Source organism: Ewingella sp. CoE-038-23 (genome assembly GCF_040419245.1).
GTDB lineage: Bacteria > Pseudomonadota > Gammaproteobacteria > Enterobacterales > Enterobacteriaceae > Ewingella > Ewingella allii.
In genome coordinates this window covers 3,949,557-3,971,883 of the sequence record NZ_JAZHOH010000001.1, presented here as the reverse complement: position 1 = coordinate 3,971,883, position 22,327 = coordinate 3,949,557, and the positions used below count along the sequence as shown (strand labels likewise).

Annotated in this window: 20 protein-coding genes, 1 tRNA gene and 1 riboswitch; of the genes, 11 read left to right on the top strand and 10 right to left on the bottom strand. The window is 53.7% G+C overall.

Features of this window, described 5'->3' with window-relative positions; translation table 11 throughout:
- The first annotated feature begins 2 nt into the window (after positions 1-2).
- Together V2154_RS19045 and V2154_RS19040 are read left to right on the top strand one after the other, a co-directional pair.
- Positions 3-323 (top strand): TA system toxin CbtA family protein, encoded by a 321-nt coding sequence (locus V2154_RS19045; RefSeq protein WP_020303469.1) that lies wholly within the window; start codon positions 3-5, stop codon positions 321-323.
- A gap of 113 nt (positions 324-436) precedes the next feature.
- Positions 437-1,270: a DUF4942 domain-containing protein gene (locus V2154_RS19040; RefSeq protein WP_353503462.1), complete on the top strand. Its 834-nt coding sequence runs from the start codon at positions 437-439 to the stop codon at positions 1,268-1,270.
- 102 nt (positions 1,271-1,372) lie between these two features.
- Here the strand turns inward: V2154_RS19040 and V2154_RS19035 are convergent.
- Positions 1,373-1,449, bottom strand: a tRNA-Ile gene (locus V2154_RS19035).
- Positions 1,450-1,591: 142 nt separating this feature from the next.
- On the opposite strand from V2154_RS19035, the gene mug reads away from it, so the two are divergent.
- Positions 1,592-2,089 (top strand): G/U mismatch-specific DNA glycosylase, encoded by a 498-nt coding sequence (gene mug / locus V2154_RS19030; protein ID WP_353503461.1) that lies wholly within the window; start codon positions 1,592-1,594, stop codon positions 2,087-2,089.
- A gap of 80 nt (positions 2,090-2,169) precedes the next feature.
- Here the strand turns inward: mug and rpoD are convergent, their stop codons facing one another.
- The 3 genes from rpoD to rpsU all read right to left on the bottom strand — a co-directional run bounded on the left by rpoD (position 2,170) and on the right by rpsU (position 6,272).
- A complete protein-coding gene (rpoD, locus tag V2154_RS19025; protein WP_353503460.1) occupies positions 2,170-4,008 on the bottom strand; it encodes an RNA polymerase sigma factor RpoD in 1,839 nt (612 codons plus the stop codon).
- Between the two features lie 164 nt (positions 4,009-4,172).
- Complete coding sequence (gene dnaG / locus V2154_RS19020) at positions 4,173-5,921, bottom strand: DNA primase (protein WP_353503459.1); 1,749 nt, start codon at positions 5,919-5,921, stop codon at positions 4,173-4,175.
- Between the two features lie 135 nt (positions 5,922-6,056).
- Positions 6,057-6,272, bottom strand: coding sequence for a 30S ribosomal protein S21 (rpsU, locus tag V2154_RS19015; protein WP_001144069.1), 216 nt, complete (start codon positions 6,270-6,272; stop codon positions 6,057-6,059).
- A 312-nt stretch (positions 6,273-6,584) separates the two neighbouring features.
- Here rpsU and tsaD point away from each other — a divergent pair, with 312 nt between their 5' ends.
- Positions 6,585-7,598, top strand: a complete 1,014-nt coding sequence (gene tsaD / locus V2154_RS19010) for a tRNA (adenosine(37)-N6)-threonylcarbamoyltransferase complex transferase subunit TsaD (protein ID WP_353503458.1) — start codon at positions 6,585-6,587, stop codon at positions 7,596-7,598.
- Between the two features lie 177 nt (positions 7,599-7,775).
- Here the strand turns inward: tsaD and plsY are convergent, their stop codons facing one another.
- Positions 7,776-8,429 carry a glycerol-3-phosphate 1-O-acyltransferase PlsY gene (plsY, locus tag V2154_RS19005; protein ID WP_353503457.1) on the bottom strand — a complete coding sequence of 218 codons (654 nt, stop codon included), beginning with the start codon at positions 8,427-8,429 and terminating at the stop codon, positions 7,776-7,778.
- A 107-nt stretch (positions 8,430-8,536) separates the two neighbouring features.
- Between plsY and folB the strand changes: the two genes are divergently transcribed.
- Complete coding sequence (gene folB, locus V2154_RS19000; RefSeq protein WP_353503456.1) at positions 8,537-8,893, top strand: bifunctional dihydroneopterin aldolase/7,8-dihydroneopterin epimerase; 357 nt, start codon at positions 8,537-8,539, stop codon at positions 8,891-8,893.
- 151 nt (positions 8,894-9,044) lie between these two features.
- Positions 9,045-9,872, top strand: coding sequence for an undecaprenyl-diphosphate phosphatase (gene bacA / locus V2154_RS18995; RefSeq protein ID WP_353503455.1), 828 nt, complete (start codon positions 9,045-9,047; stop codon positions 9,870-9,872).
- A gap of 76 nt (positions 9,873-9,948) precedes the next feature.
- On the opposite strand, the gene V2154_RS18990 is transcribed toward bacA, so the two are convergent.
- Together V2154_RS18990 and V2154_RS18985 are read right to left on the bottom strand one after the other, a co-directional pair.
- A complete protein-coding gene (locus V2154_RS18990; protein ID WP_353503454.1) occupies positions 9,949-11,184 on the bottom strand; it encodes a multifunctional CCA addition/repair protein in 1,236 nt (411 codons plus the stop codon).
- An 8-nt stretch (positions 11,185-11,192) separates the two neighbouring features.
- Positions 11,193-11,813, bottom strand: coding sequence for a TIGR04211 family SH3 domain-containing protein (locus V2154_RS18985; RefSeq protein ID WP_185689177.1), 621 nt, complete (start codon positions 11,811-11,813; stop codon positions 11,193-11,195).
- 239 nt (positions 11,814-12,052) lie between these two features.
- Between V2154_RS18985 and V2154_RS18980 the strand changes: the two genes are divergently transcribed.
- From V2154_RS18980 to hldE, 3 genes are all read left to right on the top strand, one after another.
- Positions 12,053-13,360, top strand: coding sequence for a CYTH domain-containing protein (locus V2154_RS18980; RefSeq protein ID WP_353503453.1), 1,308 nt, complete (start codon positions 12,053-12,055; stop codon positions 13,358-13,360).
- A gap of 87 nt (positions 13,361-13,447) precedes the next feature.
- Positions 13,448-16,285, top strand: coding sequence for a bifunctional [glutamate--ammonia ligase]-adenylyl-L-tyrosine phosphorylase/[glutamate--ammonia-ligase] adenylyltransferase (gene glnE, locus V2154_RS18975; protein WP_353503452.1), 2,838 nt, complete (start codon positions 13,448-13,450; stop codon positions 16,283-16,285).
- A 96-nt stretch (positions 16,286-16,381) separates the two neighbouring features.
- On the top strand, positions 16,382-17,809 hold the full coding sequence (gene hldE, locus V2154_RS18970) for a bifunctional D-glycero-beta-D-manno-heptose-7-phosphate kinase/D-glycero-beta-D-manno-heptose 1-phosphate adenylyltransferase HldE (RefSeq protein WP_353503451.1): 1,428 nt from the start codon (positions 16,382-16,384) through the stop codon (positions 17,807-17,809).
- A gap of 79 nt (positions 17,810-17,888) precedes the next feature.
- Here hldE and ubiK read toward each other — a convergent pair whose 3' ends face one another.
- Positions 17,889-18,155, bottom strand: coding sequence for a ubiquinone biosynthesis accessory factor UbiK (gene ubiK, locus V2154_RS18965; RefSeq protein ID WP_034793327.1), 267 nt, complete (start codon positions 18,153-18,155; stop codon positions 17,889-17,891).
- A 134-nt stretch (positions 18,156-18,289) separates the two neighbouring features.
- A riboswitch (FMN riboswitch) is annotated at positions 18,290-18,464 on the top strand.
- A 142-nt stretch (positions 18,465-18,606) separates the two neighbouring features.
- Here ubiK and ribB point away from each other — a divergent pair.
- Together ribB and ygiD are read left to right on the top strand one after the other, a co-directional pair.
- Positions 18,607-19,260 (top strand): 3,4-dihydroxy-2-butanone-4-phosphate synthase, encoded by a 654-nt coding sequence (gene ribB, locus V2154_RS18960; protein ID WP_353503450.1) that lies wholly within the window; start codon positions 18,607-18,609, stop codon positions 19,258-19,260.
- Between the two features lie 273 nt (positions 19,261-19,533).
- Positions 19,534-20,322, top strand: coding sequence for a 4,5-DOPA-extradiol-dioxygenase (ygiD, locus tag V2154_RS18955; protein WP_353503449.1), 789 nt, complete (start codon positions 19,534-19,536; stop codon positions 20,320-20,322).
- A 73-nt stretch (positions 20,323-20,395) separates the two neighbouring features.
- Here the strand turns inward: ygiD and V2154_RS18950 are convergent, their stop codons facing one another.
- A complete protein-coding gene (locus V2154_RS18950) occupies positions 20,396-21,556 on the bottom strand; it encodes a glutathionylspermidine synthase family protein (protein ID WP_353503448.1) in 1,161 nt (386 codons plus the stop codon).
- A 9-nt stretch (positions 21,557-21,565) separates the two neighbouring features.
- Positions 21,566-22,234, bottom strand: a complete 669-nt coding sequence (locus V2154_RS18945; RefSeq protein WP_353503447.1) for a DUF1190 family protein — start codon at positions 22,232-22,234, stop codon at positions 21,566-21,568.
- Positions 22,235-22,327 lie beyond the last annotated feature (93 nt).

Here is a 22,327-nt window from a genome sequence, read left to right as displayed (position 1 = left end):
AAATGAAAACTCATCCTGCAATAAACCCGCGGGTGGCGAAGCCATGTCCGCCACCCGTGGCTGTCTGGCAAATGTTGCTGACTCGCCTGTTAGACCAGCACTATGGTCTGCGACTGGACGACACTCCCTTTATTAATGAATCCGTGATTCAGGAACATATTGATGCTGGTATCACACTGATGGATGCCATTAACTTTCTGGTAGAGAGATATGAGCTGATTCGCACTGACCGAAAAGGATTTACCTGGCAGGATCAGACTCCATTTCTCACCGCTATCGACATCCTCAGAGCCAGACGCGCAACCAGCCTAATCAACACCTGAATTCTTCGAGTCTTATTCCTGATTTTTATCTCCAAACCTTCCCCTTTTTATATTGATCGCATAATGCGCCAGCCACTATTGGCAGGCGCGTTTGCTTTTATGGATGATTAACGATGCAAACAGAACCCGATGTATTAACGGATCACAGTGAACTTATCCTCTTAACTAATATTGAACGGACTGTGTCAGGGCGTGATGCGGCACTGGTTCAGATTGAGCAACTGATACAGCAGCTTGATGCGGTATCCCGCCTTACTTCAGAAGTGGGCGGGGGAACGGCACAGGACTGGGCCATGAAATCCGGGCACCGCTATGACAGCTGGCTAACCGAGCCATCTGAGAAAGCAATGCCCGCCATTACGCGTAATATAGACCGCAGTATCTGGCGCGACTTGATGCTGAAGTCTGGCATGATGGCGTTGATGGATGCCCAGGCTCGTGACCAGTTGCATAAAACCCTGGAGGAGGGTGACCTTCCTGCCATCAGCGAAGCCAATATCCTCAGTACCTTTAAGCAGTTACATCTTAATAAAAGGGATGTCTTTGAACGCGGTATCATCAATGTCTTCAAAGGGCTGTCATGGGATTATAAAACCAATAGTCCCTGTAGTTTTGGGAAGAAGATCATTATTAACAATCTGGTGACGCATAACCGCTGGGGATTTAGTCTTAACTGGGGATGGCGACGTGATCAACTCGCAGACCTGGAACGAATGCTGTTTCTGCTGGATGGTAAACCGATCCCTGATAATCGTGGTGATATTACTACCCGACTGATGGATCATATCCGGGATAACCCTTCGAAGGATGTTTACGAAGATAATTTATTCAGTATACGTTATTTCCAGAAAGGAACCGGGCACATCACGTTTAAGCGGTGCGACCTGACAGAAAAAATGAATGATATCGTGGCGACGCACTATCCGGAGATGCTGGCAGCGGGATGAAGAAGGAGGGGAGGTAATTCCTTACCTGACCCATTACCTGACCCAATTCGTATAAAACGAAAAAGGAGTCAGACGATTCCTCATCTAACTCCTTGTTTTATTTGGTGGCCCCTGCTGGACTTGAACCAGCGACCAAGCGATTATGAGTCGCGTGCTCTAACCAACTGAGCTAAGGGGCCTTGGGGCGGGATTATACGGTAAGTTGCTGTTACAGGTCTACTGGTGTTCTGTTTGTATGCGCGTTTTATGTGCAATTGTAGACTGTTGTCATTCAAGCGTTTTTTTGCGATAACTCAGGTAAATACGTCTTAGGGATGCATTATGATTACCGATATTATTGCCGAGGATTTGCGCGTGGTTTTCTGTGGGATCAACCCCGGCCTTTCGACTGCGCATCACGGTTTCCATTTCGCTAACTCTAATAATCGCTTTTGGAAAGTTATCCATCAGGCGGGGTTCACCGAGCGTTTGCTGAAGCCGGAAGAGGAGCAGCACCTGCTGGACACGCGGTGTGGCATCACCATGCTGGTTGAGCGCCCGACAGTGGAGGCTACCGAGCTGGTGCGCGATGAGCTGCGCGAGGGCGGGGCGGCGCTGACGGCTAAGATTGAACGCTATCAGCCGCGTGCCCTGGCCGTGTTGGGCAAGCAGGCGTTCAGTAAGGCGTTTGGTATCAGCAAAGTAAGCTGGGGACGTCAGGAGATAAAAATCGGTAAGACGGAAGTCTGGGTGTTGCCGAACCCAAGCGGGTTGAATCGCGCGACGCTGGATGAGCTGACGGCGTCTTACCGCGAGCTGTATGACGCGCTAAACGCGTAACAGATTGAGCTGGCTGAAAAGCAAAAGCCCCGCGACGGCATCACCATCGCGGGGCTTTTTAATGACGTTTAATCTAACGATTAGTCGTCGAGGAAGCTGCGCAGCACTTCAGAACGGCTTGGGTGACGCAGTTTGCGCAGAGCCTTAGCTTCGATCTGACGGATACGTTCGCGGGTAACGTCGAACTGTTTACCCACTTCTTCCAGCGTGTGGTCGGTGTTCATATCGATACCGAAACGCATGCGTAGCACTTTAGCTTCACGCGCGGTCAGACCGGCCAGAACGTCGTGCGTTGCAGAACGCAGGCTTTCTGAGGTTGCCGAATCCAGTGGCAGCTCGAGGGTGGTATCCTCGATGAAATCACCCAGATGCGAATCTTCATCGTCGCCGATTGGCGTTTCCATGGAGATAGGCTCTTTAGCGATTTTCAGCACTTTACGGATTTTGTCTTCCGGCATCAGCATACGTTCAGCCAACTCTTCCGGCGTCGGCTCGCGGCCCATCTCTTGCAGCATCTGGCGTGAAATACGGTTGAGTTTGTTGATAGTCTCAATCATATGCACCGGAATACGGATGGTACGCGCCTGGTCGGCGATGGAGCGGGTGATAGCCTGACGGATCCACCAGGTCGCATAAGTTGAGAACTTATAACCACGGCGATATTCAAACTTATCAACGGCTTTCATCAGGCCGATGTTACCTTCCTGAATCAGATCAAGGAACTGCAGACCACGGTTGGTGTATTTCTTGGCGATAGAAATAACCAGACGTAAGTTTGCTTCAACCATCTCTTTCTTCGCACGACGCGCTTTCGCTTCGCCGATGGACATACGACGGTTGATATCTTTAACCTGCTCGATGGTCAGGCCGGTTTCTTCTTCGATTTGACGCAGTTTCATCAGGCCGCGTTGCACTTCTTCGGTCACTTCTTTCAGCTTCTCAGACCATGGTTTGCCCATAGCCAGAGCGGCATCAAACCAGGTTTGGCTGGTTTCGTTGCCGGCGAACAGGTTGACGAAGTTTTTCTTCGGCATTTTGCACTGTTCAACACAGACTTTCATGATGAAACGTTCCTGAGCACGGACGCGATCCATCATGGAACGCATGCTGTTAACCAGGAAGTCGAACTGTTTTGGTACTAAACGGAACTGTTTGAAGACGTCGGACAGTTTCAGAATTTCTTCTGCGGCGCTTTTGTGATTACGGCCGTTTTTCTTGATGACAGCACGCGTGGCTTCGTGCTGCTCACGCAGCTCGGTGAACTTCTGGCGCGCCAGTTCTGGGTCGATGCTGTTGTCGTCTTCAGCGTCGTCGTCTTCATCTTCGTCTTCGTCGTCGTCGTTTTGCTCTTCAGTCGTCAGTTCAGAACCAACGTGAGTGGCAGTCGGCGCGATCTCTTCTTCTGCGTTCGGATCAACGAAACCAGTGATCAGATCAGACAGACGCGCTTCGCCCGCTTCAACGCGATCGTACTGTTCGAGCAGGTAAGTGATGGCTTCTGGGTATTCGGCAACGGAGCACTGGACCTGGTTGATACCGTCTTCGATACGCTTAGCGATGTCGATTTCGCCTTCACGGGTCAACAGTTCAACGGTACCCATTTCACGCATGTACATGCGCACGGGGTCAGTGGTACGTCCAATTTCAGATTCAACGCTGGAAAGCACCTGAGCAGCAGCTTCGGCTGCATCTTCGTCAGTATCAGGACGGTTTTCGGCCAGCATTAAGTCATCGGCGTCAGGAGCTTCTTCAAGAACCTGGATGCCCATGTCGTTAATCATCTGGATGATGTCTTCGATCTGGTCGGAGTCGACGATATCTTCCGGCAGATGGTCATTGACCTCAGCATAGGTCAGATAGCCTTGCTCCTTACCACGGGTGACAAGTAGCTTAAGCTGTGACTGCGGGTTTTGCTCCATAAGACGGTATCCACACTTCAGAGTATTTGGGTTGGTGTTGGTCAGCGAAACCGCCAACAATAACGTTTACCCGTTAGGGTATCGGGGCGTTTACTTGTTGCCGCGGCCCGCGATGGCGGCATCGTGCGGGACTCTGTCCCACTATATATCGGCACTTAAGCCGTTCAATTTTTCCTCGCTAAAACCTGATTTAACGAGCTAACTTCGGCACGTTCTTCCGGGCTGAGCCCGTGGGTTCTGGCTTTAGCGATTAATTCTTCAAGCCGCTGCTCTAAGATCGAGTCATAGAGGCTGGCCAGCGTGGCGCGAAACTCTTCTTCGACCATATCCTCAACGATCATATGGTTCCATGTAGCCAGAGTTTCAAGCTGCTGGTAGAACTTATTGTCTCGGTACAACTCAAGCAACTGGCCGGTAGTCAGGCCCGGCTGGGCTAAGCAAGTGGTTACTAACTCGCTAAACAGATCCAGTCCCGGTTGCTTCGCTCGCTCCAATCCTTGCAGCGAGGGTATAAGTGTAGCCAGTTGTGGATTTTGTACCAGTAACCCAATAAGTATACGCATGGTTGTGCGTTTTAGCTGGGGCGCCTGATAGGTATTGCCACTATCGACCTGCTTAGGAACCAGTTTTTCGAGCTGGCTGTCGTCCAAAATACCAAGCTTATTGCCTAGCTGCTGGCGCAAATACATGCGCAGCGTCTCGCCGGGTACCTGGCGAATCAAAGGTAGCGCCAGCATGCTCAACTTGGTGCGCCCGTCGGGGCTGCTCAAATCGACCTGCGGCATCAGCGATTCAAACAAGAAGGTTGAGAGCGGCAGCGCCTGCTCCATCCGTTGTTCGAAGGCTTCTTTACCTTCTTTACGCACCAGCGTGTCTGGATCTTCGCCGTCGGGTAAAAACATAAAGCGTAACTGGCGGCCGTCGCTCAAGTAGGGCAGCGCTGTTTCTAACGCACGCCATGCTGCTTCGCGACCGGCTCTGTCGCCGTCATAGCAACACACCACGTTATCCGTGGCGCGGAACATCAGCTGAATGTGGTCGGCGGTGGTCGAGGTGCCTAAGGATGCAACGGCATAATCGATGCCAAACTGCGCCAGCGCCACGACGTCCATATAACCTTCGACAACCAATAAGCGTAAAGGTGTCGGATGTTTCAGCTGTGCTTCATAAAGGCCATACAACTGGCGGCCTTTATGGAAAATCTCGGTTTCGGGGGAGTTCAGATATTTTGGCGTACCCTCGCCTAATACCCTGCCACCAAACGCAATAACCCGGCCGCGCTTATCGCGGATGGGGAACATGACGCGTTCGCGAAAACGGTCATAACTGCGTCCGTTGTCATTGGTGACCAACATACCCGCATCAATTAATGAGGCTTTGTCATCGGCATTTTTGCCAAAACGCTTGAAGGCGTTGTCCCAGCCAGGAGGCGCGAAACCTATGGCAAAATGAGCGATAACATCTTCACTTAATCCGCGCTGAGAAAGGTATTCTCTGGCAGGTGCGCCAACGGGTTGTTTAAGTGATTGCTGATAGAAGTCGGCAAGCGGCTCCATCAACTGGTAGAGGCTCTGACGCTGATGGCGCTCCATCTGGCTTGGACCGGTGCCCGCTTCATACGGCACTTCCAAACCCTGCATTGTCGCCAATTCCTCGATACTTTCGACAAACTCAAGCCTGTCGTAGTTCATCAGGAAGTCGACGGCGTTGCCGTGGGCTCCACAGCCGAAACAGTGATAAAACTGCTTATCGCCGTTTACGGTAAATGAGGGTGTTTTCTCATGGTGGAAAGGGCAGCACGCGTGGTAATTCTTACCCTGTTTCTTCAGCTTTACGCGAGCATCGATAAGGTCCACGATGTCGACACGAGCCAGTAAGTCATTGATAAATACGCGTGGAATTCTCCCAGCCATAAGCCCCTTACTCACTAGCCTATAAACGAGAACAAGCCGCGCATTCCTTTCGGAAAGCACGGCATGCGTATGCAACTACTCATCGATCTGTGTGCTTTTGCGAGAGCAAATACACGGTGGGGTTGCCCCCGAAGATTAATACAGACGAGTGCGGCGTGCGTTTTCGCGAGCCAGTTTCTTGGCGTGGCGTTTTACTGCAGATGCTTTAGCGCGTTTACGTTCGGTAGTCGGTTTTTCATAGAACTCACGACGACGAACTTCTGCCAGAACACCCGCTTTTTCGCAGGAACGTTTGAAGCGACGCAGAGCTACGTCGAACGGCTCGTTTTCACGTACTTTAATTACAGGCATGTGCCTCTCACCTCGATAAAATCGGTTTGTTTGCTGGTTTGTACCAGCACATTTCAAAATGGTGCGGAATTTTACTCCAACTTGCGCTGCGTTGTAAAGCATAACGGCAAATTGAAGCAGCGCCTCCCAACCCATCTATTTCCAAAAGTGCGCTCGCTTTTGCGTCGGCCGGCGATTATATACCAATCAACTTAAATTGCTCGACATTAATTGGCAAAAGCAGTGGATTTGCTTCTGAGAAACAGCGCTGACGCGGCGTTGTGTGCTAAACTGCGCGCCGCGAGTTAGCCCGAGAATAAGATGGAAAACGTGATGCGAGTACTTGGTATAGAAACGTCCTGCGATGAAACCGGCATCGCTATCTATGACAGCGAAGCGGGCTTGTTAGCCAACCAATTGTATAGTCAGGTAAAACTGCATGCTGACTACGGCGGCGTGGTGCCTGAACTGGCGTCGCGTGACCACGTGCGCAAAACGATTCCTCTCATTCAGGAAGCTTTGAAAGAAGCCGGGCTGACGGCCAAAGACATCGACGGCGTGGCTTATACCGCGGGTCCGGGTCTGGTTGGCGCGCTATTAGTGGGTGCCACCATTGGCCGCTCTCTGGCCTTTGCCTGGGATGTTCCAGCCGTGCCGGTTCACCATATGGAAGGGCATCTGCTGGCACCTATGCTGGAAGACAACCCGCCAGATTTCCCGTTTGTTGCTTTGCTGGTTTCCGGCGGCCACACTCAATTAATTAGCGTCACCGGCATTGGTAAGTACGAGTTGCTGGGTGAGTCTATTGATGATGCCGCTGGCGAAGCATTCGATAAGACCGCGAAATTGCTGGGTCTGGACTACCCCGGTGGCCCGATGCTGTCGAAGATGGCGCAGCAGGGGACTGAAGGGCGCTTTACTTTCCCGCGCCCGATGACCGACCGTCCGGGGCTGGATTTTAGCTTCTCAGGTTTGAAGACCTTTGCAGCGAACACCGTGCGCGCTAATGATGACTCGCCACAAACTCACGCTGATATTGCACGGGCTTTCGAAGATGCCGTGGTGGATACGCTGGCAATCAAATGCAAGCGCGCGCTGGATCACACCGGCTTTAAACGCCTGGTTATGGCGGGAGGCGTCAGTGCTAACCGCACGCTGCGCGCCAAATTAGGTGAGATGATGACCAAGCGCGGTGGTGAAGTGTTTTACGCGCGTCCTGAATTCTGTACCGATAATGGCGCGATGATTGCTTATGCTGGCATGGTGCGTTTGCAAACTGGCGCGACGCAGGATCTGAGCGTGTCTGTGCGCCCGCGCTGGCCTTTGGCTGATTTGCCGCCAGTCTGAATGGGGCTGCGGCTGTGTTGCTGCGGCGGCTCGAAATGCTCACATACTTATGTATGCTGCGCTTTCTCCCCTTCTTGCGCCTTGCCTCGCAGCCATTCAGTCAGGCTCTGATTTGAATGGCTGCGGCAATAAAAAAACGACCTCTTGAGGTCTTTTTTTTGTGTCTAAAATCTGAGTTTATTGGTCTTTTTCAGCTTGCTTGGCGGCTTCTTGCGCGGCTTTTTTAGCTGCACGTTTCTGCTTCAACTTATCCCAGATTTTGCCCTCTTGCCCACGCCACAGACGCTGGATGTTGTCGTGGTGACGCAACAGAATCAGGCAGGAGAGCATGGCGACTGGGAAGGTGAACTGTGGCTTGAACCACCAGACATAGAATGGCGCAATCAGCGCGCTGATGATGGCGCCGAGTGACGAGTAGCCGCTCAGCAGGACGGTGAGCAGCCAGGTGCCGGCCATCAAACCTGTAAGGTCAAAGCCGATGGGCGCGATAGCACCGAAGGCTGTCGCTACGCCTTTGCCACCCTGAAAACGGAAAAAGACCGGATAGATGTGACCGAGACAGGCGGCGATGGCGGTAATGCCAAGATAAACCGGGGAGACGTCGAGGCGGTAAGCCAGCCAAACCGGCAGCATGCCTTTTAACACGTCGAAGATGAGCACCGACGCGGCGGCGGCGCGGCCACCAATTCGCAAGACGTTAGTGGCCCCCGGATTGCCGGAACCCTGTGTGCGTGGATCGGGTAATCCCGCTACCCGACAGACCAGAATTGCACTGGAAATCGAGCCGCAGAGATAGGCGAAAATAATCATGCCAAGCGCGGTAGCACTCATAACGCAGTTCCGTCTAATAGGGGTCGTTTTAATCGCAACATCCATGGATAATACGCATTTTCCGCCGGAAGTGGTATCCGGCTGACCCAAAAACAGAGAAACGCGTGATGGATATCGTATTTATTGAGCAACTGAATGTAATCACCACCATTGGCGCTTATGACTGGGAACAGACCATTAAGCAGAAGCTAGTGTTCGATATCGAAATGGCATGGGACAACCGTCAGGCCGCTGCCAGCGACGATGTTAATGACTGCCTGAGCTACGCCGATGTAAGCGAAGCCGTCATTCAGCACGTTTCAACGCAGAATTTCGCGCTGGTCGAGCGCGTCGCGGAAGAGGTCGCCAGCCTATTATTATCTCGCTTCAACTCGCCGTGGGTACGCATTAAGCTAAGCAAGCCGGGCGCTGTGGCGGAAGCGACTAACGTTGGGGTGATTATTGAACGCGGCGTGCGCGGCTAAATTTCTAATTTAAATATTGCTGCCTGCAACTCATCGCGCGAATTTTTGTCATAAAAAAGCGCTAGAAATAAGGCGATTAAAGACATTCTTTTTTTCAGCGATATCCGTTTCGATGTCGCTACTTCTCCCTCTGTAATAAGTTGGATACTAAATGGTTGTTGAAAGTCATTCATTGCTGGTCGCAGCAATTTTGGGTGTTGTCGAAGGGTTAACAGAATTTTTACCGGTCTCTTCAACCGGACATATGATCATCGTCGGCAACCTATTAGGTTTTACCGGCGATACAGCAAAGTCATTTGAAGTCATTATCCAGCTTGGCTCGATCATGGCGGTGGTCGTGATGTTCTGGCGCCGACTGTTCGGCATGATTGGGATTCATTTTGGCAAGCCGCCTGTGCACGAAGGCACAGGAACAGGGCGACTCAATCTGGGCCACATTATACTGGGCATGCTGCCCGCCACGGCCATTGGGTTGATTTTCCACTCGCAGATTAAAGCCCTGTTTGAGCCGAAAAACGTTATCTATGCATTGGTGGTCGGCGGGGTGTGGCTTATAGCCGCAGAGCTGCTCAAGCCGAAGAAGCCGCGTGCCGAAGGCGTGGATGATATGACTTACCGTCAGGCGCTGATGATTGGTGTTTGCCAGTGCTTAGCGCTATGGCCGGGGTTCTCGCGTTCTGGCGCGACCATTGGCGGCGGGATGCTGAGTGGGGTGAGCCGCTATGCGGCCTCGGAGTTCTCTTTCCTGCTGGCCGTGCCGATGATGCTGGGCGCTACCGTGCTGGACCTCTATAAGAGCTACACCTTCCTGAGCATGGCAGATTTGCCAATGTTCGCTACGGGCTTTGTGGTGGCCTTCTTGGTGGCGTTAATCGCGATCAAAACCTTCCTGTCGGTGATCAAACGCTTCTCGTTTATTCCCTTCGCCATCTACCGTTTTGTGGTGGCTTTCGTGGCATACACTGTTTTTATCGCCTAAAAAATCCGTTTTTCTGGTGTAGAAATGCAAACCGCAGGAACATGAGTCCTGCGGTTTTTTACTTTAAATGAGGAAATTATTCGGCGGGATCTTGCAGCGCTTTCCAGTCGGCGATGGCGCGAATGCGCTGTTTCTTCAACTCTTCTTTGATTGCCAACCCTTCTAAACCTGAATCTACGATGTCTTTAATCGACACGGTGAGCGCCGCTGCGTAGGCCCCGCGAAGATAATCGCCCTGTGGATAAGGGTTCTGCTCGAAACCGGTTCGCCCGCGAGCATCAGCCTCGCTGGTGAAAATCATCTGCTCGAGCCGCTGTGGCTTGCGCCAAACATCAATAGTGTCGAACAGCTTTAGAATCGTTTCTGGACGCAATTTATTGACCGTGTGGATCAGGTCATGGAATTCAGCGACCAGCTTCGCCAGATCGCGAATATGGGTTGGCACTCGGAGCCGCTGGCAAAGATTTTCCACCAGTTTAACGCCCGCCGGGCCGTGGCCGTGGTGATGCGGCCAGTATTCCGGATTGGTCAGCCCTTTGCCCAAGTCATGGCAGAGTGCGGAGAAGCGAATATCAACATCCGGTGTCAGCTCTGCGGCAATTTTCAGGGTCATCAGGGTATGAATGCCGGTATCGATTTCCGGATGCCATTTCTCCGGTGCGGGCACGCCAAACAGCGCGTCAACCTCTGGGAACAGTACCTTCAGCGCGCCACAGTCACGCAGCACTTGGAAGAAAACTTGCGGGTCCTGCGTCTGCAGCGCCTTTTCCGTCTCTTTCCACACGCGCTCGGCCGTCAGGGCTTCAAGCTCGCCGGAATCTGCCATTTGCTGCATCAGTTGCTGGGTTTCTGGCGCGACGCTGAAACCAAGATGGGCAAAGCGCGCGGCAAACCGCGCCACGCGCAAAACGCGCAGCGGGTCTTCACCAAAGGCATCAGAAACGTGGCGCAGCAGGCGATTTTCGATATCGCGCTGGCCGTGGTAAGGGTCGAAGAGTTCACCTTCGGCACTTTTGGCGATGGCGTTGATGGTCAGGTCGCGACGCATCAAGTCCTGCTCTAATGTGACATCTGGCGCGGCGTAACAGGTAAAACCGTTATAGCCGCTGCCAGATTTTCTTTCCGTGCGAGCCAGCGCGTATTCATCATGAGTCACCGGATGCAAGAACACGGGAAAGTCCTTGCCAACCTGCTGATATCCTTCAGCAAGCATATATTCCGGCGTGGCGCCAACGACTACCCAGTCGTGCTCGGTAACCGGCAGGTTTAACAAACTGTCTCGGACTGCGCCGCCGACCAGATAGATTTCCATTATGTGACTCAGCTCATCCAGCGATCATTTTTCTTACGGCGAGGCACCAGATGCGGCAGGATTAAGCCCAACAGCAGGCCAACACCGGCGACGCCGCCGCCATACATGAACCATTGTAAAATGATAGTACGCTGTTTGTCGTCAAGCTGAACATTTACCGCGCTCACTTTCTTCTGCGCCACAATCAGCTGATTTTTCAGGTCCTGATTCTCTTTCTTCAGGCCATTAATGATGCCATCGCTCGACGAAACTTTTTGCTGCATTTCAGCCGTGCGCTGGTTCCAGCTGGAATCAATGTTGGTCAGCTTGTCAGTCAGGGTTTTCACCTGCTGCTCTAAATCAGGAACGCGGGTGCGGATGCTTGGCACATTGCTCAACTGGTCCAGAGGGATCCAGGCGGTTTTACCTTTAGAGTCAATGATTTCGCCGTATTTTGTGCTGTCGTTGACGCTACGCAGGGTGACTTCGTCACCGGCATTTAGCGTGCCAACGATACGATATTGGTTACCCGGACCACTGTGGATATAAGTGATCAGATCGTCGGAAATGTAGCGCTTTTCATCGGCGTGAGCGCCCCAAGTGATGCTTAAACTAAGCAAAGCGAGACCAATTAGGCGGAGTTTCTGCATTATTTCATCGTTTCTTTGTGAATTTATGGAACGCGATGTAGGAACCGACGTTATGAGGGTTTGATACTAAGGGCAACAGTTTGACTACGCAACGTATAAACAGGAATGGGAACTATCTTACTATCCCGTTGCATGCGGCTTGCGGCCAGACCCTGTGTTAGAATTGCGACTTATCGCTAACTCCTTTTGTCGGCTTTATGACAGCCTTTTGACATCCAGAACTCGGTGTGAAGATCACTATGACCGTAGAAATAGAATTAAAGTTTATCGCCACTGCCGCGGCTATCGCTGAATTACCGGAGCAATTGGCGCAGTTTTCCAGCCAACACTCTGCGCCACAGAAGCTGACCAACATCTATTACGAAACCGCTGATAACTGGATGCGCAGCCACGATATGGGCCTGCGTATTCGCGGTTTTGACGACCAATATGAGATGACCATCAAAACCGCCGGTAGCGTAGTAGGGGGCTTGCACCAGCGCCCGGAATACAATGTTGAGCTGAAGAAGCCGACCTTAAAACTCAGCGCTTTCCCGAAGGAAATCTGGCCAGAAGGCTGCAAAGTCGCTGCGCTACAGAAGGCGCTGCTGCCGCTGTTTTCCACCAATTTTATGCGCGAGAAGTGGGTGATCACTTACCAGCAAAGCGAGATTGAGCTTGGTTTGGATCAGGGTGAAGTGGTGGCCGGAGAGCTTTCCGAGCCTTTAGCTGAAATTGAGCTGGAGCTGAAAAGCGGCAACACCGCTGACCTGCTGGCGCTCGCCGCGTTGATTGGTCAAAACGGCGGGCTGCGGCAGGGCGGCTTGAGCAAGGCTGCCCGTGGTTATCACTTGGCGAAAGGCAATCCGGCGCGCGAACTGCGCCCGCTGCCCGTATTCAAGGCCGCGCCGAAAGCCACGGTGGAGCAGGCGATGGAGGGCATTTTGGCTCTCGCGCTGGACCAGTGGCAGTATCACGAAGAGCTGTGGGTGCGCGGTGATAAGGCCGTGCGCCTGAGCGTGCTGCAAGCAGTTGAAGCCGTGCGTCAGGCGTTGGTGCTGTTCGGCGGGCTGATCCCACGTAAAGCCTCAACTGAACTGCGCGCCTTGCTAACCGACTTACTGCCAGCGCTGGAGCAGAAGGGCGCCGACGCCCAGGCCGTGTGTTACAGCCCGGCCTACTTGAAATGTAAGTTAGCACTCACTTCGTGGCTGACAACTCAGCAGTGGAAACCTTTCATTGATGAGAAAGCGCAGAAGAAGCTTGATGGCTCCTTCAAACGCTTTGCAGACATCATGCTGGGCCGTACCGCCGCGGATTTGAAAGAGGCATTCGGCCAGCCGCTGGACGAAGATGGCTTCCGCGACCAGCTGGCTCGCCTAAAGCGCCAGATTATCTCTTTCCACATGTTAGCGGGCGCTTACTCTCACGAAGAGTACAGCCCTTACATTAATGGCTGGCTTGAGTTGCAGCAGGCGATTATCCAGCAGCAGCATGCGTGGGAAGATTCTGCCCGCCAGCACGCCGTGATGATGGACGCCTTCTGGCTCAACGGCAAAGTCAAATAACAAGCCGCGTTTTGGTTTATGGTGAAGTTTAATTGAACAAGTGGCCTGAGTCTGACTCAGGCTTTTTTGCGAAAGGAACCTGATCTCATGTTGCCACTCCCCTCTGTTTTGCAAAGTCAGGCTGACAACTTCGTTATTCGTTGTCAGGAGCACGCCGCGCCCTTACCAGAGCTTGATGAAAGCACGCTGGCGGTGGCCGCGAGCAGTGATTTTATCAGTGAAAACCTGCTGGCATTTCCAGACTGGTGGCATGAGATTGTGCAGCATCCGCCGCACGCGCAGGAGTGGCAAAGCTATCGCGGCTGGCTAGCCGAGGCGCTGGCCCAGATCAGTGATGAAGCCGGGCTGATGAAGGCGCTGCGCTTGTTCCGCAAGCGAATGTTGACTCGCATTGCCTGGTCACAGACCATGCTCACCAGCCAGTGCGAAGAGACGCTGCATCAGCTCAGCGAGTTAGCTGAAACCCTGATTGTCAGCGCCCGCGAATGGCTGTACGACGCCTGCTGCCGCGAGTTTGGTACGCCCATGAATGCCGACGGAGTGCCGCAAAAGTTGTTAATTCTCGGTATGGGCAAACTGGGCGGCGGCGAGCTGAACTTCTCCTCAGACATCGACCTGATTTTTGCCTATCCCGAGAATGGCCAAACCAAAGGCGGCCGTCGCGAGCTGGATAACGCACAGTTCTTCACCCGCCTTGGTCAGCGGCTGATTAAAGCCTTGGATCAGCCAACCATTGATGGTTTTGTCTATCGCGTGGATATGCGCCTACGGCCGTTTGGCGACAGCGGCCCGCTGGTGATGAGCTTCCCGGCGTTGGAAGACTATTATCAGGAGCAGGGCCGCGACTGGGAACGCTACGCGATGGTCAAGGCGCGGTTGATGGGCGGCGCGGAGGACAGCAGCAGTCAGGAACTGCGTAAGATGTTGATGCCGTTCGTTTTCCGCCGCTATATCGACTTCAGCGTGATTCAGTCCCTGCGCAATATGAAAGGCATGATTGCCCGCGAAGTGCGCCGCCGTGGCCTTAAGGACAACATTAAGCTGGGCGCGGGCGGCATTCGCGAAATCGAGTTTATCGCGCAAGTCTTCCAACTGATCCGCGGCGGCCGCGAACCCTCTTTGCAGCAGCGCTCTTTATTACCGACGCTGCAAGCCGTGCAAGAGCTGGAGCTGCTGCCCGCCGTGCAGGTGTCGCAGCTGCGTGAAAGCTACCTGTTCCTGCGTCGCCTCGAAAACTTGTTGCAGGCGATTGCTGACGAACAGACCCAAACCCTGCCATCCGACGATCTCAATCAGGCGCGTCTGGCATGGGGGATGGACTTCCCTAACTGGCCAACGCTGCTCGACGCCTTGAATACCCACATGCTGGCGGTGCGCGCCGTGTTTGATGATTTGATTGGTGATGACACGCCGGACATTGGCGAAGATCCGCAGCACGCCGAGTTCAGCAGCCTGTGGATTGACGCCCTTGAGCACGACGATATTGCCCATCTGGTGCCGCAACTCGCGCCGGAAGCTCAGGGGCAGCTGTTGCGGCAAATCGCCGAGTTCCGCCGTGACGTGGATAAGCGCACCATCGGGCCGCGCGGCCGTGACCAGTTGGATCAGCTGATGCCGAACCTGCTGGCCCAGGTGTGTGGCTATAAAAATGCCGATATCACCCTGCAACGCCTGACCCTGCTGCTGCTCAATATTGTTACGCGCACCACTTATATTGAACTGCTGGTTGAGTATCCGGGGGCGCTGAAGCAGCTGGTGCGCCTGTGCGCGGCATCGCCGATGGTCGCCAACCAGCTGGCCCGCCACCCAATTTTGCTCGACGAGCTGCTCGACCCGCGCACTCTTTACCAGCCGATTGCGCCAGACGCCTATCGCGACGAGCTGCGCCAGTATTTGCTGCGCGTGCCCGCCGATGACGAAGAGCAGCAGCTGGAAGCGCTGCGCCAGTTTAAGCAGGCCCAGCACCTGCGCATCGCCGCCGGGGATATCTCGGGCGCGCTGCCGGTGATGAAGGTCAGCGACCATTTGACCTATCTGGCCGAGGCGATCCTTGAAGCCGTTATCCAGCAAGCCTGGGAGCAGATGGTGACGCGCTATGGTGAACCTTCGCACCTGCGCAGCCGGGAAGGGCGCGGTTTTGCCGTGGTGGGTTATGGCAAGTTGGGGGGCTGGGAGCTGGGCTATAGCTCAGATCTGGATTTGGTTTTCCTGCTCGACTGCGCGCCGGACGTCATGACCGAAGGCGAGCGCAGCATTGACGGCCGCCAGTTCTACCTGCGGCTGGCCCAGCGCATTATGCACCTGTTCAGCACCCGCACTTCGTCCGGCATTCTGTATGAAGTGGATGCACGTCTGCGCCCATCCGGCGCGGCGGGGATGCTGGTCAGCACCATTGAAGCCTTTGCTGATTATCAGCAAAACGAAGCCTGGACCTGGGAGCATCAGGCGCTGGTTCGCGCCCGCGTGGTCTACGGCGACCCGCAGCTGACTCGTCAATTTAATACCACGCGCCGTGAGATTCTGTGCCGCCAGCGTGATGCCGACACTTTGCGCAAAGAAGTGCGCGAGATGCGCGAGAAGATGCATGCCCATCTGGGCAGCAAAAAAGGCCATACCTTCGACCTGAAAGCCGATCCGGGCGGTATCACGGACATTGAATTCATCGCACAATATCTGGTGTTGCGCTTTGCCCACGATGAGCCGGGTCTGACCAAGTGGTCTGATAACGTGCGTATTTTCGAGCTGATGGCGCAATACGATATTATGCCGGAGGATGAGGCGCGCCGGCTGAAGCACGCCTATGTCACGCTGCGCGACGAGATTCATCATCTGGCTTTACAGGAACATAGTGGCAAAGTCGCTGTCGATAGCTTTATGACTGAACGCGAGCAGATTTTGGCGAGCTGGCAAGGCTGGCTCAGTTAATCGCCGCGTCCAAGCTTTTTTTCGCGGTATGAGCGCTTGTGATATTATCCGGCGCACTATTTTTATGTCAGGTTGTATCTGTTTTTGGAGCAAGGGATGAAAGTGACTTTACCTGATTTTCACCGTGCCGGCGTACTGGTCGTGGGCGACGTCATGTTGGACCGCTATTGGTATGGTCCGACTAACCGTATTTCACCAGAAGCGCCGGTGCCGGTCGTGAAAGTCACCACCATCGAGGAGCGCCCTGGCGGTGCTGCTAACGTGGCGATGAACATAGCTTCACTCGGCGCTGGATCTCGTTTGATTGGTCTGACGGGGATCGATGATGCTGCTCGTGCTCTGAATCAGCATTTGGACAACGTTAACGTTCATTGTGATTTCGTGGCGTTAGCAACTCACCCGACAATTACCAAGCTGCGCGTGCTGTCTCGCAACCAGCAGCTGATTCGCCTCGATTTCGAAGAAGGTTTTGACGGTGTTGATCTCCATCCTATGCTGGAGAAGATCGAACAAGCGTTGCCAAAAACCGGCGCGCTGGTGCTGTCAGATTATGCCAAAGGCGCGCTGAAAGACGTGCAGCCGATGATCCAATTGGCAAAAAAGGCCGGTGTTCCGGTGCTTATCGATCCAAAAGGATCGGATTTCGAGCGTTATCGCGGCGCGACCCTGCTGACGCCAAACCTGTCCGAGTTCGAAGCCGTGGTTGGCCGTTGCAAAGACGAAGCAGAAATCGTCCAGCGCGGCATGAAGCTGGTGTCTGACTTCGAGCTATCAGCCCTGCTGGTGACCCGTTCCGAGCACGGTATGACCCTGCTGCAACCGGGCAAAGAGCCGCTGCACCTGCCGACTCAGGCTCAGGAAGTGTATGACGTGACCGGTGCCGGTGACACGGTGATCGGCGTTCTGGCCGCCGCTTTGGCTGCTGGCAACTCGCTGGAAGAGTCCTGCTTCTTGGCCAACGCCGCCGCAGGCGTAGTGGTCGGCAAGCTGGGTACTTCCACGGTTTCTCCGGTCGAGTTGGAAGATGCGATTGGCGGGCGTTCAGAAGTGGGCTTTGGCGTGATGACCGAAGCCGGGCTGAAAGAGGCCGTGGCGCTGGCTCGCCAGCGTGGTGAAAAAGTGGTGATGACCAACGGCATTTTCGACATCTTGCACGCGGGCCATGTTTCGTATTTAGCCAATGCGCGCAAGCTCGGCGATCGCCTGATTGTGGCGGTGAACAGCGATGCGTCCACCAAGCGTCTGAAAGGCGAAACTCGCCCGGTCAATGCTCTGCAAAATCGCATGATCGTGCTCGGCGCGCTGGGTGCGGTTGACTGGGTGGTGGCTTTTGAAGAAGATACCCCGCAGCGCCTGATCGCCGAAATTCTACCTGATCTGCTGGTAAAAGGCGGCGATTACAAGCCGGAGCAGATCGCGGGTAGCAAAGAAGTTTGGGCTAACGGCGGTGAAGTTCGCGTGTTGAACTTCGAAGATGGCTTATCGACAACGGGCATCATCAACCAGATTAAAAGCCAAGACTAGCTGTCGCTAATTTCTGCCGACAGACAATAAAAAACCACGCCTTTGAGCGTGGTTTTTTATGCATGACAGCCGCCGGGAATTAGGCTTCTGGCTTCTGCTCGGTAGCTAATTTGGCTTCCAGCTCGGTCAGGCGCTGCTCGAGAGCAACTAGTTTCTCGCGGGTGCGCAGTAGAACCTGAGTCTGCACGTCGAACTCTTCGCGATTAACCAAATCCATACGGCTAAATTGCGCCTGCAATACCTGACGAATTTTCTTTTCAGCATCTTCACCAAACTCACGGATACCCTTCGGCATTGACTCGTGAACCTGACGAGCGATTTGTTCAATTTTTTTCGGGTCGATCATGGTTTTTCCCTTGTCTCGAATAAGCAGCTTTGTACTAGTGTAATCCTAGATACTCTTTCTATAAACCTTCGCGATGGCATTATTCGGCTATTCGACACATTGCCGAGACCTTTTATTGGCGTTATAGTTGACCTGCTTATTCTCAGGGCGGGGTGAAAGTCCCCACCGGCGGTAAACCACATCTTTTTTGGCGGAACGCATTTCTGCCATAGTGGGAGCCCGCGAGCGCTCAAACTTTGCAGTTTGAGGTCAGCAGATCCGGTTAGATCCCGGAGCCGACGGTTATAGTCCGGATGGGAGAGAGTAACGGTTCAAGCCAGGCAAAAAATTGCCTGCTGCGTTATTTTTTCACACTGTCGCACGGCATTGCTGGGCTACAGTGAACTCCTCAAGACGCCCTGATTCTGGTAATCCATGTATATTACATACAGTTTATGAGGTTATTTTTACCATGAATCAGACCCTACTTTCCGAATTTGGTACACCAAATCAACGCGTTGAGCAGGCTCTTGAAGCCCTGCGCAATGGCCGTGGTGTGATGGTGCTGGATGACGAAGATCGTGAAAACGAAGGCGATTTAATTTTTGCCGCTGAAAACATGACCGTTGAGCAGATGGCGTTGACCATTCGCCACGGCAGCGGGATTGTCTGTCTCACCATGACCGAAGAGAGCCGCAAAAAGCTCGATTTACCCATGATGGTTGAGACCAACTCCAGCGCGTACCAAACGCCATTCACCGTCACCATCGAAGCGGCCGAAGGCGTCACTACCGGTGTTTCTGCCGCTGACCGCATCACCACCATTCGCACCGCCATCAAAGACGGCGCTAAGCCTTCTGACCTGAACCGCCCGGGGCATATCTTCCCTCTGCGCGCGCAGGCGGGCGGCGTGCTGACTCGCGGTGGCCACACTGAAGCCTCTATCGACTTGGTCAAACTGGCCGGTCTGAAGCCTTTCGGTGTGCTGTGCGAACTGACCAATGACGATGGCAGCATGGCGCACGCGCCAGAAGCGATTGTCTTCGCCAAGAAACACAATATGCCGGTACTGACCATTGAAGACTTAGTGGCTTACCGTCAGGCGCAGACTCAGAAAGCTAGCTAACTGAACTCACTCCTGAATCTTAAAGGCCGCCAATGCGGCCTTTTTTATCTCTAAAGCACTATTCCGGCATTACAAAGACGAAATTGATAGATAGCTCGCTAAGTGAATTAACCCCCCTTCCTGCCGCGTCAAAAAGCCCATAACGCTGATTCAATTTTTTTGAACAACTTCATCACGGTTATCCGGCTGTAAGCAAATAAGAAAGAGAGTACCGTATTTCCATCGTGCAGAATTGCTTCTGCCACTCATTCACTCTGAGCTAAGGAAAACGTTATGACTTCCCCTCGTATGCCAGCACTGTTTTTAGGCCACGGTAGCCCGATGAACGTGCTTGAAGACAATGAATTTACCCGCGCATGGCAAACGCTGGGCGAGACATTACCGCGCCCGAAAGCCATCGTTGCCGTCTCTGCCCACTGGTTCACTCGTGGCACGGCCGTGACCGCAATGGAGCACCCGCGCACCATTCACGACTTCGGCAACTTCCCGCAGGCGCTGTTTGATCAGCGTTACCCGGCCCCCGGCTCGCCCGAGCTGGCGAAAAAGCTGCAAGAGCTGCTCAAGCCGATTGACGTGATTGCTGACACCGGCGAGTGGGGCTTCGACCACGGGACATGGGGCGTGCTGATCAAAGCTTACCCAGAGGCGGATATTCCGGTGGTGCAGTTGAGCATCGACGGCACCAAGCCGGCGGAATATCACTATCAGATTGGTAGAAAGCTGGCGGCGCTGCGCGATGAAGGCATTATGATTGTGGCGAGCGGCAACGTGGTTCACAACCTGCGCCTAATGAAGCGTGACGGGGAGGGCGATAATTACCCGTGGGCCACTGCTTTCAATGAATATGTGAAAGAGAACCTGCGCTGGAAGGGTGAAGACAGCCAGCACCCGCTGGTAAATTTCTCTCAGCATGAGGGAGCCGCGCTCTCTAACCCGTCTATCGAACACTATCTGCCGCTGCTGTATGTGTTGGGCAGTTGGGACGGCGTCGAGCCGATGTCTACCCCGACCGATGGCATCGTGATGAGCTCGTTGAGCATGCTTTCGGTACAGGTGGGTTAATCTTCTAGAGATAAAAAAACGGGGAGTGAATTGAATTCGCTCCCCGCTTCGTTTATTGGCTAGATCGTAACAGTTAGCCGACGATCACGTGCGGATAAAAGCGAGAGAGATCTTGTGTGATCAGCTCTTTGTCTTCGCGCAGACCAATGCCGCAAGGCTGATCGTTCACCAACCAGCTGCCAATTAGCGTGTAGCTATCGCCAAATTTAGGCAGGTGGTGGAACTGCTGGTGGATCATCCCTTCCTGACCATATGGGCCATCGACGCTCGCCACTTCTTGCCCTTTTTCGATGATGCGGATATTGGCACCTTCGCGGGAGAACAGCGGCTTAATCACGTAATGATCCATCTCTGCATGCTCTTCTTCCGCGAAGTAGGCTGGCAGCAGGTTAGGGTGATTCGGGAACATCTCCCACAACATTGGCAGCAAGGCCTTGTTAGACAGAATGGCTTTCCATGCTGGTTCTAACCAACGCACGCCCGCATCTTCCAACTTGGTGGAGAAGATCTCGCGGAACATAAATTCCCACGGATAGAGCTTGAACAGGTTGCTGATCACCTGATCCTGCGGATCGGTAAACTGCCCGCGTTCGCCTAAACCGATCTCTTCGATAAACAGAAATTCGCTGGCTAGCTCGGCTTCTAATGCGCAATCTTGCAAGTACTGCACGGTACCGCGATCTTCCTCGGTATCCTGACAGCAGGCGAAGTGCAGCAAAGAAAAACCGTGCTGGTTTTTCAGCTCGGCAAAACGCTCAATCAGCTTTTCCTGCATGCTGTTGTACTGGTCAGCATCCTGCGGCAGTTTACCTGCGGCAATTTGCTCTTCGAGCCACAGCCACTGGAAGAAGGCGGCTTCATACAGCGAGGTTGGCGTATCCGCGTTGTTTTCCAACAGCTTAGGCGGGTTAACCCCGTCGTAGGCCAAGTCCAGTCGTGAATAGAGCGAAGGCTGTTGGGTGCGCCACGAGCTTCGGACAAATTCCCAGCAGTGCTTGGGGATTTGGAATTGCGCCATCAGCGCGTCGTCCGCAACCACCTTTTCCACCACTTTTAAACACATCTGATGAATGTCGGCGGTGGCGTCTTCGATCTCTTCGATCTGCGCTAAGGTGAATTCGTAATAGGCGTCTTCACACCAGTACGGCTCGCCATACATGGTGTGAAAATTGAAGCCAAACTCTGTGGCTTTTTCTCGCCAGTCTGGACGCTCGGCAATCGGTAAACGTTTCATCTGGGACTCTTAGCCGCCCATGCTGCGTGATGGTGAACGCGTGGTCGACGCGGAACTGCGCTGCATGGTGTTTTGCTTAGCGACGCTTTCGCCGAAGCCGCCACGGGTTACGGTAGAAGTGGTCGCTGGCTTAGGCGCCATCGCGGTTTTCGGCACATTCATCGTGCGTCCACCTGCAGTGGCAGGGCCGTAGCTTTTGCCCGTTGCATCAACGAACTTGCCACCCGCCGGGCTGGCAGGGTTTTTCGAGGTGAAGAGAGGCTGTTGGGCAAAGCCCGCGCCGCCGCTCATCATACGGCCCATCATGTAACCGGCCATCAGAGGCATCCAGAAGCTGCCGCTCTGCTGTGGTTGAGCCGCCATGCCTGCCTGAGCTGGAGTTTGAGTACATTGGCCTTCGCCGAACTCTGCCACGCACTCTTCACGACTAGCGTATTTTGGCGCGGTTTTCTCAGCTTCTTTCTTGGCCGCGTCATACGCCGCAGTACATTGCGCGCTGTTCGACGGGTTGGCTTTTGAGCAATCGTCCGCATTTTGGTAAAGCGAGACGGTTTCATCGGTTTTTTCGCAAGCGGAGAGCATAAAGACAGCGCTGACTGCTAATGCGACAGGTGCGATACGGTAGCTACGCCAGGATTTCCGGAAGGTAGCCAGATTGATGTTTTGTGTCCGTTTCATCGAATTATCCCATGTATAGGGCTTTTTCGCCCCTTTCCCAGTAGTGCGTAAGAATAGGGTAAAGACGGTTAATGTTAAAGCAGTCAGGGGCAA

What these genes read in the sequence shown, in the direction of transcription:
- V2154_RS19045 (WP_020303469.1), top strand. Translation starts at nt 3, where the DNA reads ATGAAAACTCATCCTGCAATAAACCCGCGGGTGGCGAAGCCATGTCCG.
- V2154_RS19040 (WP_353503462.1), top strand. Translation starts at nt 437, where the DNA reads ATGCAAACAGAACCCGATGTATTAACGGATCACAGTGAACTTATCCTC.
- mug (WP_353503461.1), top strand. Translation starts at nt 1,592, where the DNA reads ATGATTACCGATATTATTGCCGAGGATTTGCGCGTGGTTTTCTGTGGG.
- rpoD (WP_353503460.1), bottom strand. Translation starts at nt 4,008, where the DNA reads ATGGAGCAAAACCCGCAGTCACAGCTTAAGCTACTTGTCACCCGTGGT.
- dnaG (WP_353503459.1), bottom strand. Translation starts at nt 5,921, where the DNA reads ATGGCTGGGAGAATTCCACGCGTATTTATCAATGACTTACTGGCTCGT.
- rpsU (WP_001144069.1), bottom strand. Translation starts at nt 6,272, where the DNA reads ATGCCTGTAATTAAAGTACGTGAAAACGAGCCGTTCGACGTAGCTCTG.
- tsaD (WP_353503458.1), top strand. Translation starts at nt 6,585, where the DNA reads ATGCGAGTACTTGGTATAGAAACGTCCTGCGATGAAACCGGCATCGCT.
- plsY (WP_353503457.1), bottom strand. Translation starts at nt 8,429, where the DNA reads ATGAGTGCTACCGCGCTTGGCATGATTATTTTCGCCTATCTCTGCGGC.
- folB (WP_353503456.1), top strand. Translation starts at nt 8,537, where the DNA reads ATGGATATCGTATTTATTGAGCAACTGAATGTAATCACCACCATTGGC.
- bacA (WP_353503455.1), top strand. Translation starts at nt 9,045, where the DNA reads ATGGTTGTTGAAAGTCATTCATTGCTGGTCGCAGCAATTTTGGGTGTT.
- V2154_RS18990 (WP_353503454.1), bottom strand. Translation starts at nt 11,184, where the DNA reads ATGGAAATCTATCTGGTCGGCGGCGCAGTCCGAGACAGTTTGTTAAAC.
- V2154_RS18985 (WP_185689177.1), bottom strand. Translation starts at nt 11,813, where the DNA reads ATGCAGAAACTCCGCCTAATTGGTCTCGCTTTGCTTAGTTTAAGCATC.
- V2154_RS18980 (WP_353503453.1), top strand. Translation starts at nt 12,053, where the DNA reads ATGACCGTAGAAATAGAATTAAAGTTTATCGCCACTGCCGCGGCTATC.
- glnE (WP_353503452.1), top strand. Translation starts at nt 13,448, where the DNA reads ATGTTGCCACTCCCCTCTGTTTTGCAAAGTCAGGCTGACAACTTCGTT.
- hldE (WP_353503451.1), top strand. Translation starts at nt 16,382, where the DNA reads ATGAAAGTGACTTTACCTGATTTTCACCGTGCCGGCGTACTGGTCGTG.
- ubiK (WP_034793327.1), bottom strand. Translation starts at nt 18,155, where the DNA reads ATGATCGACCCGAAAAAAATTGAACAAATCGCTCGTCAGGTTCACGAG.
- ribB (WP_353503450.1), top strand. Translation starts at nt 18,607, where the DNA reads ATGAATCAGACCCTACTTTCCGAATTTGGTACACCAAATCAACGCGTT.
- ygiD (WP_353503449.1), top strand. Translation starts at nt 19,534, where the DNA reads ATGACTTCCCCTCGTATGCCAGCACTGTTTTTAGGCCACGGTAGCCCG.
- V2154_RS18950 (WP_353503448.1), bottom strand. Translation starts at nt 21,556, where the DNA reads ATGAAACGTTTACCGATTGCCGAGCGTCCAGACTGGCGAGAAAAAGCC.
- V2154_RS18945 (WP_353503447.1), bottom strand. Translation starts at nt 22,234, where the DNA reads ATGAAACGGACACAAAACATCAATCTGGCTACCTTCCGGAAATCCTGG.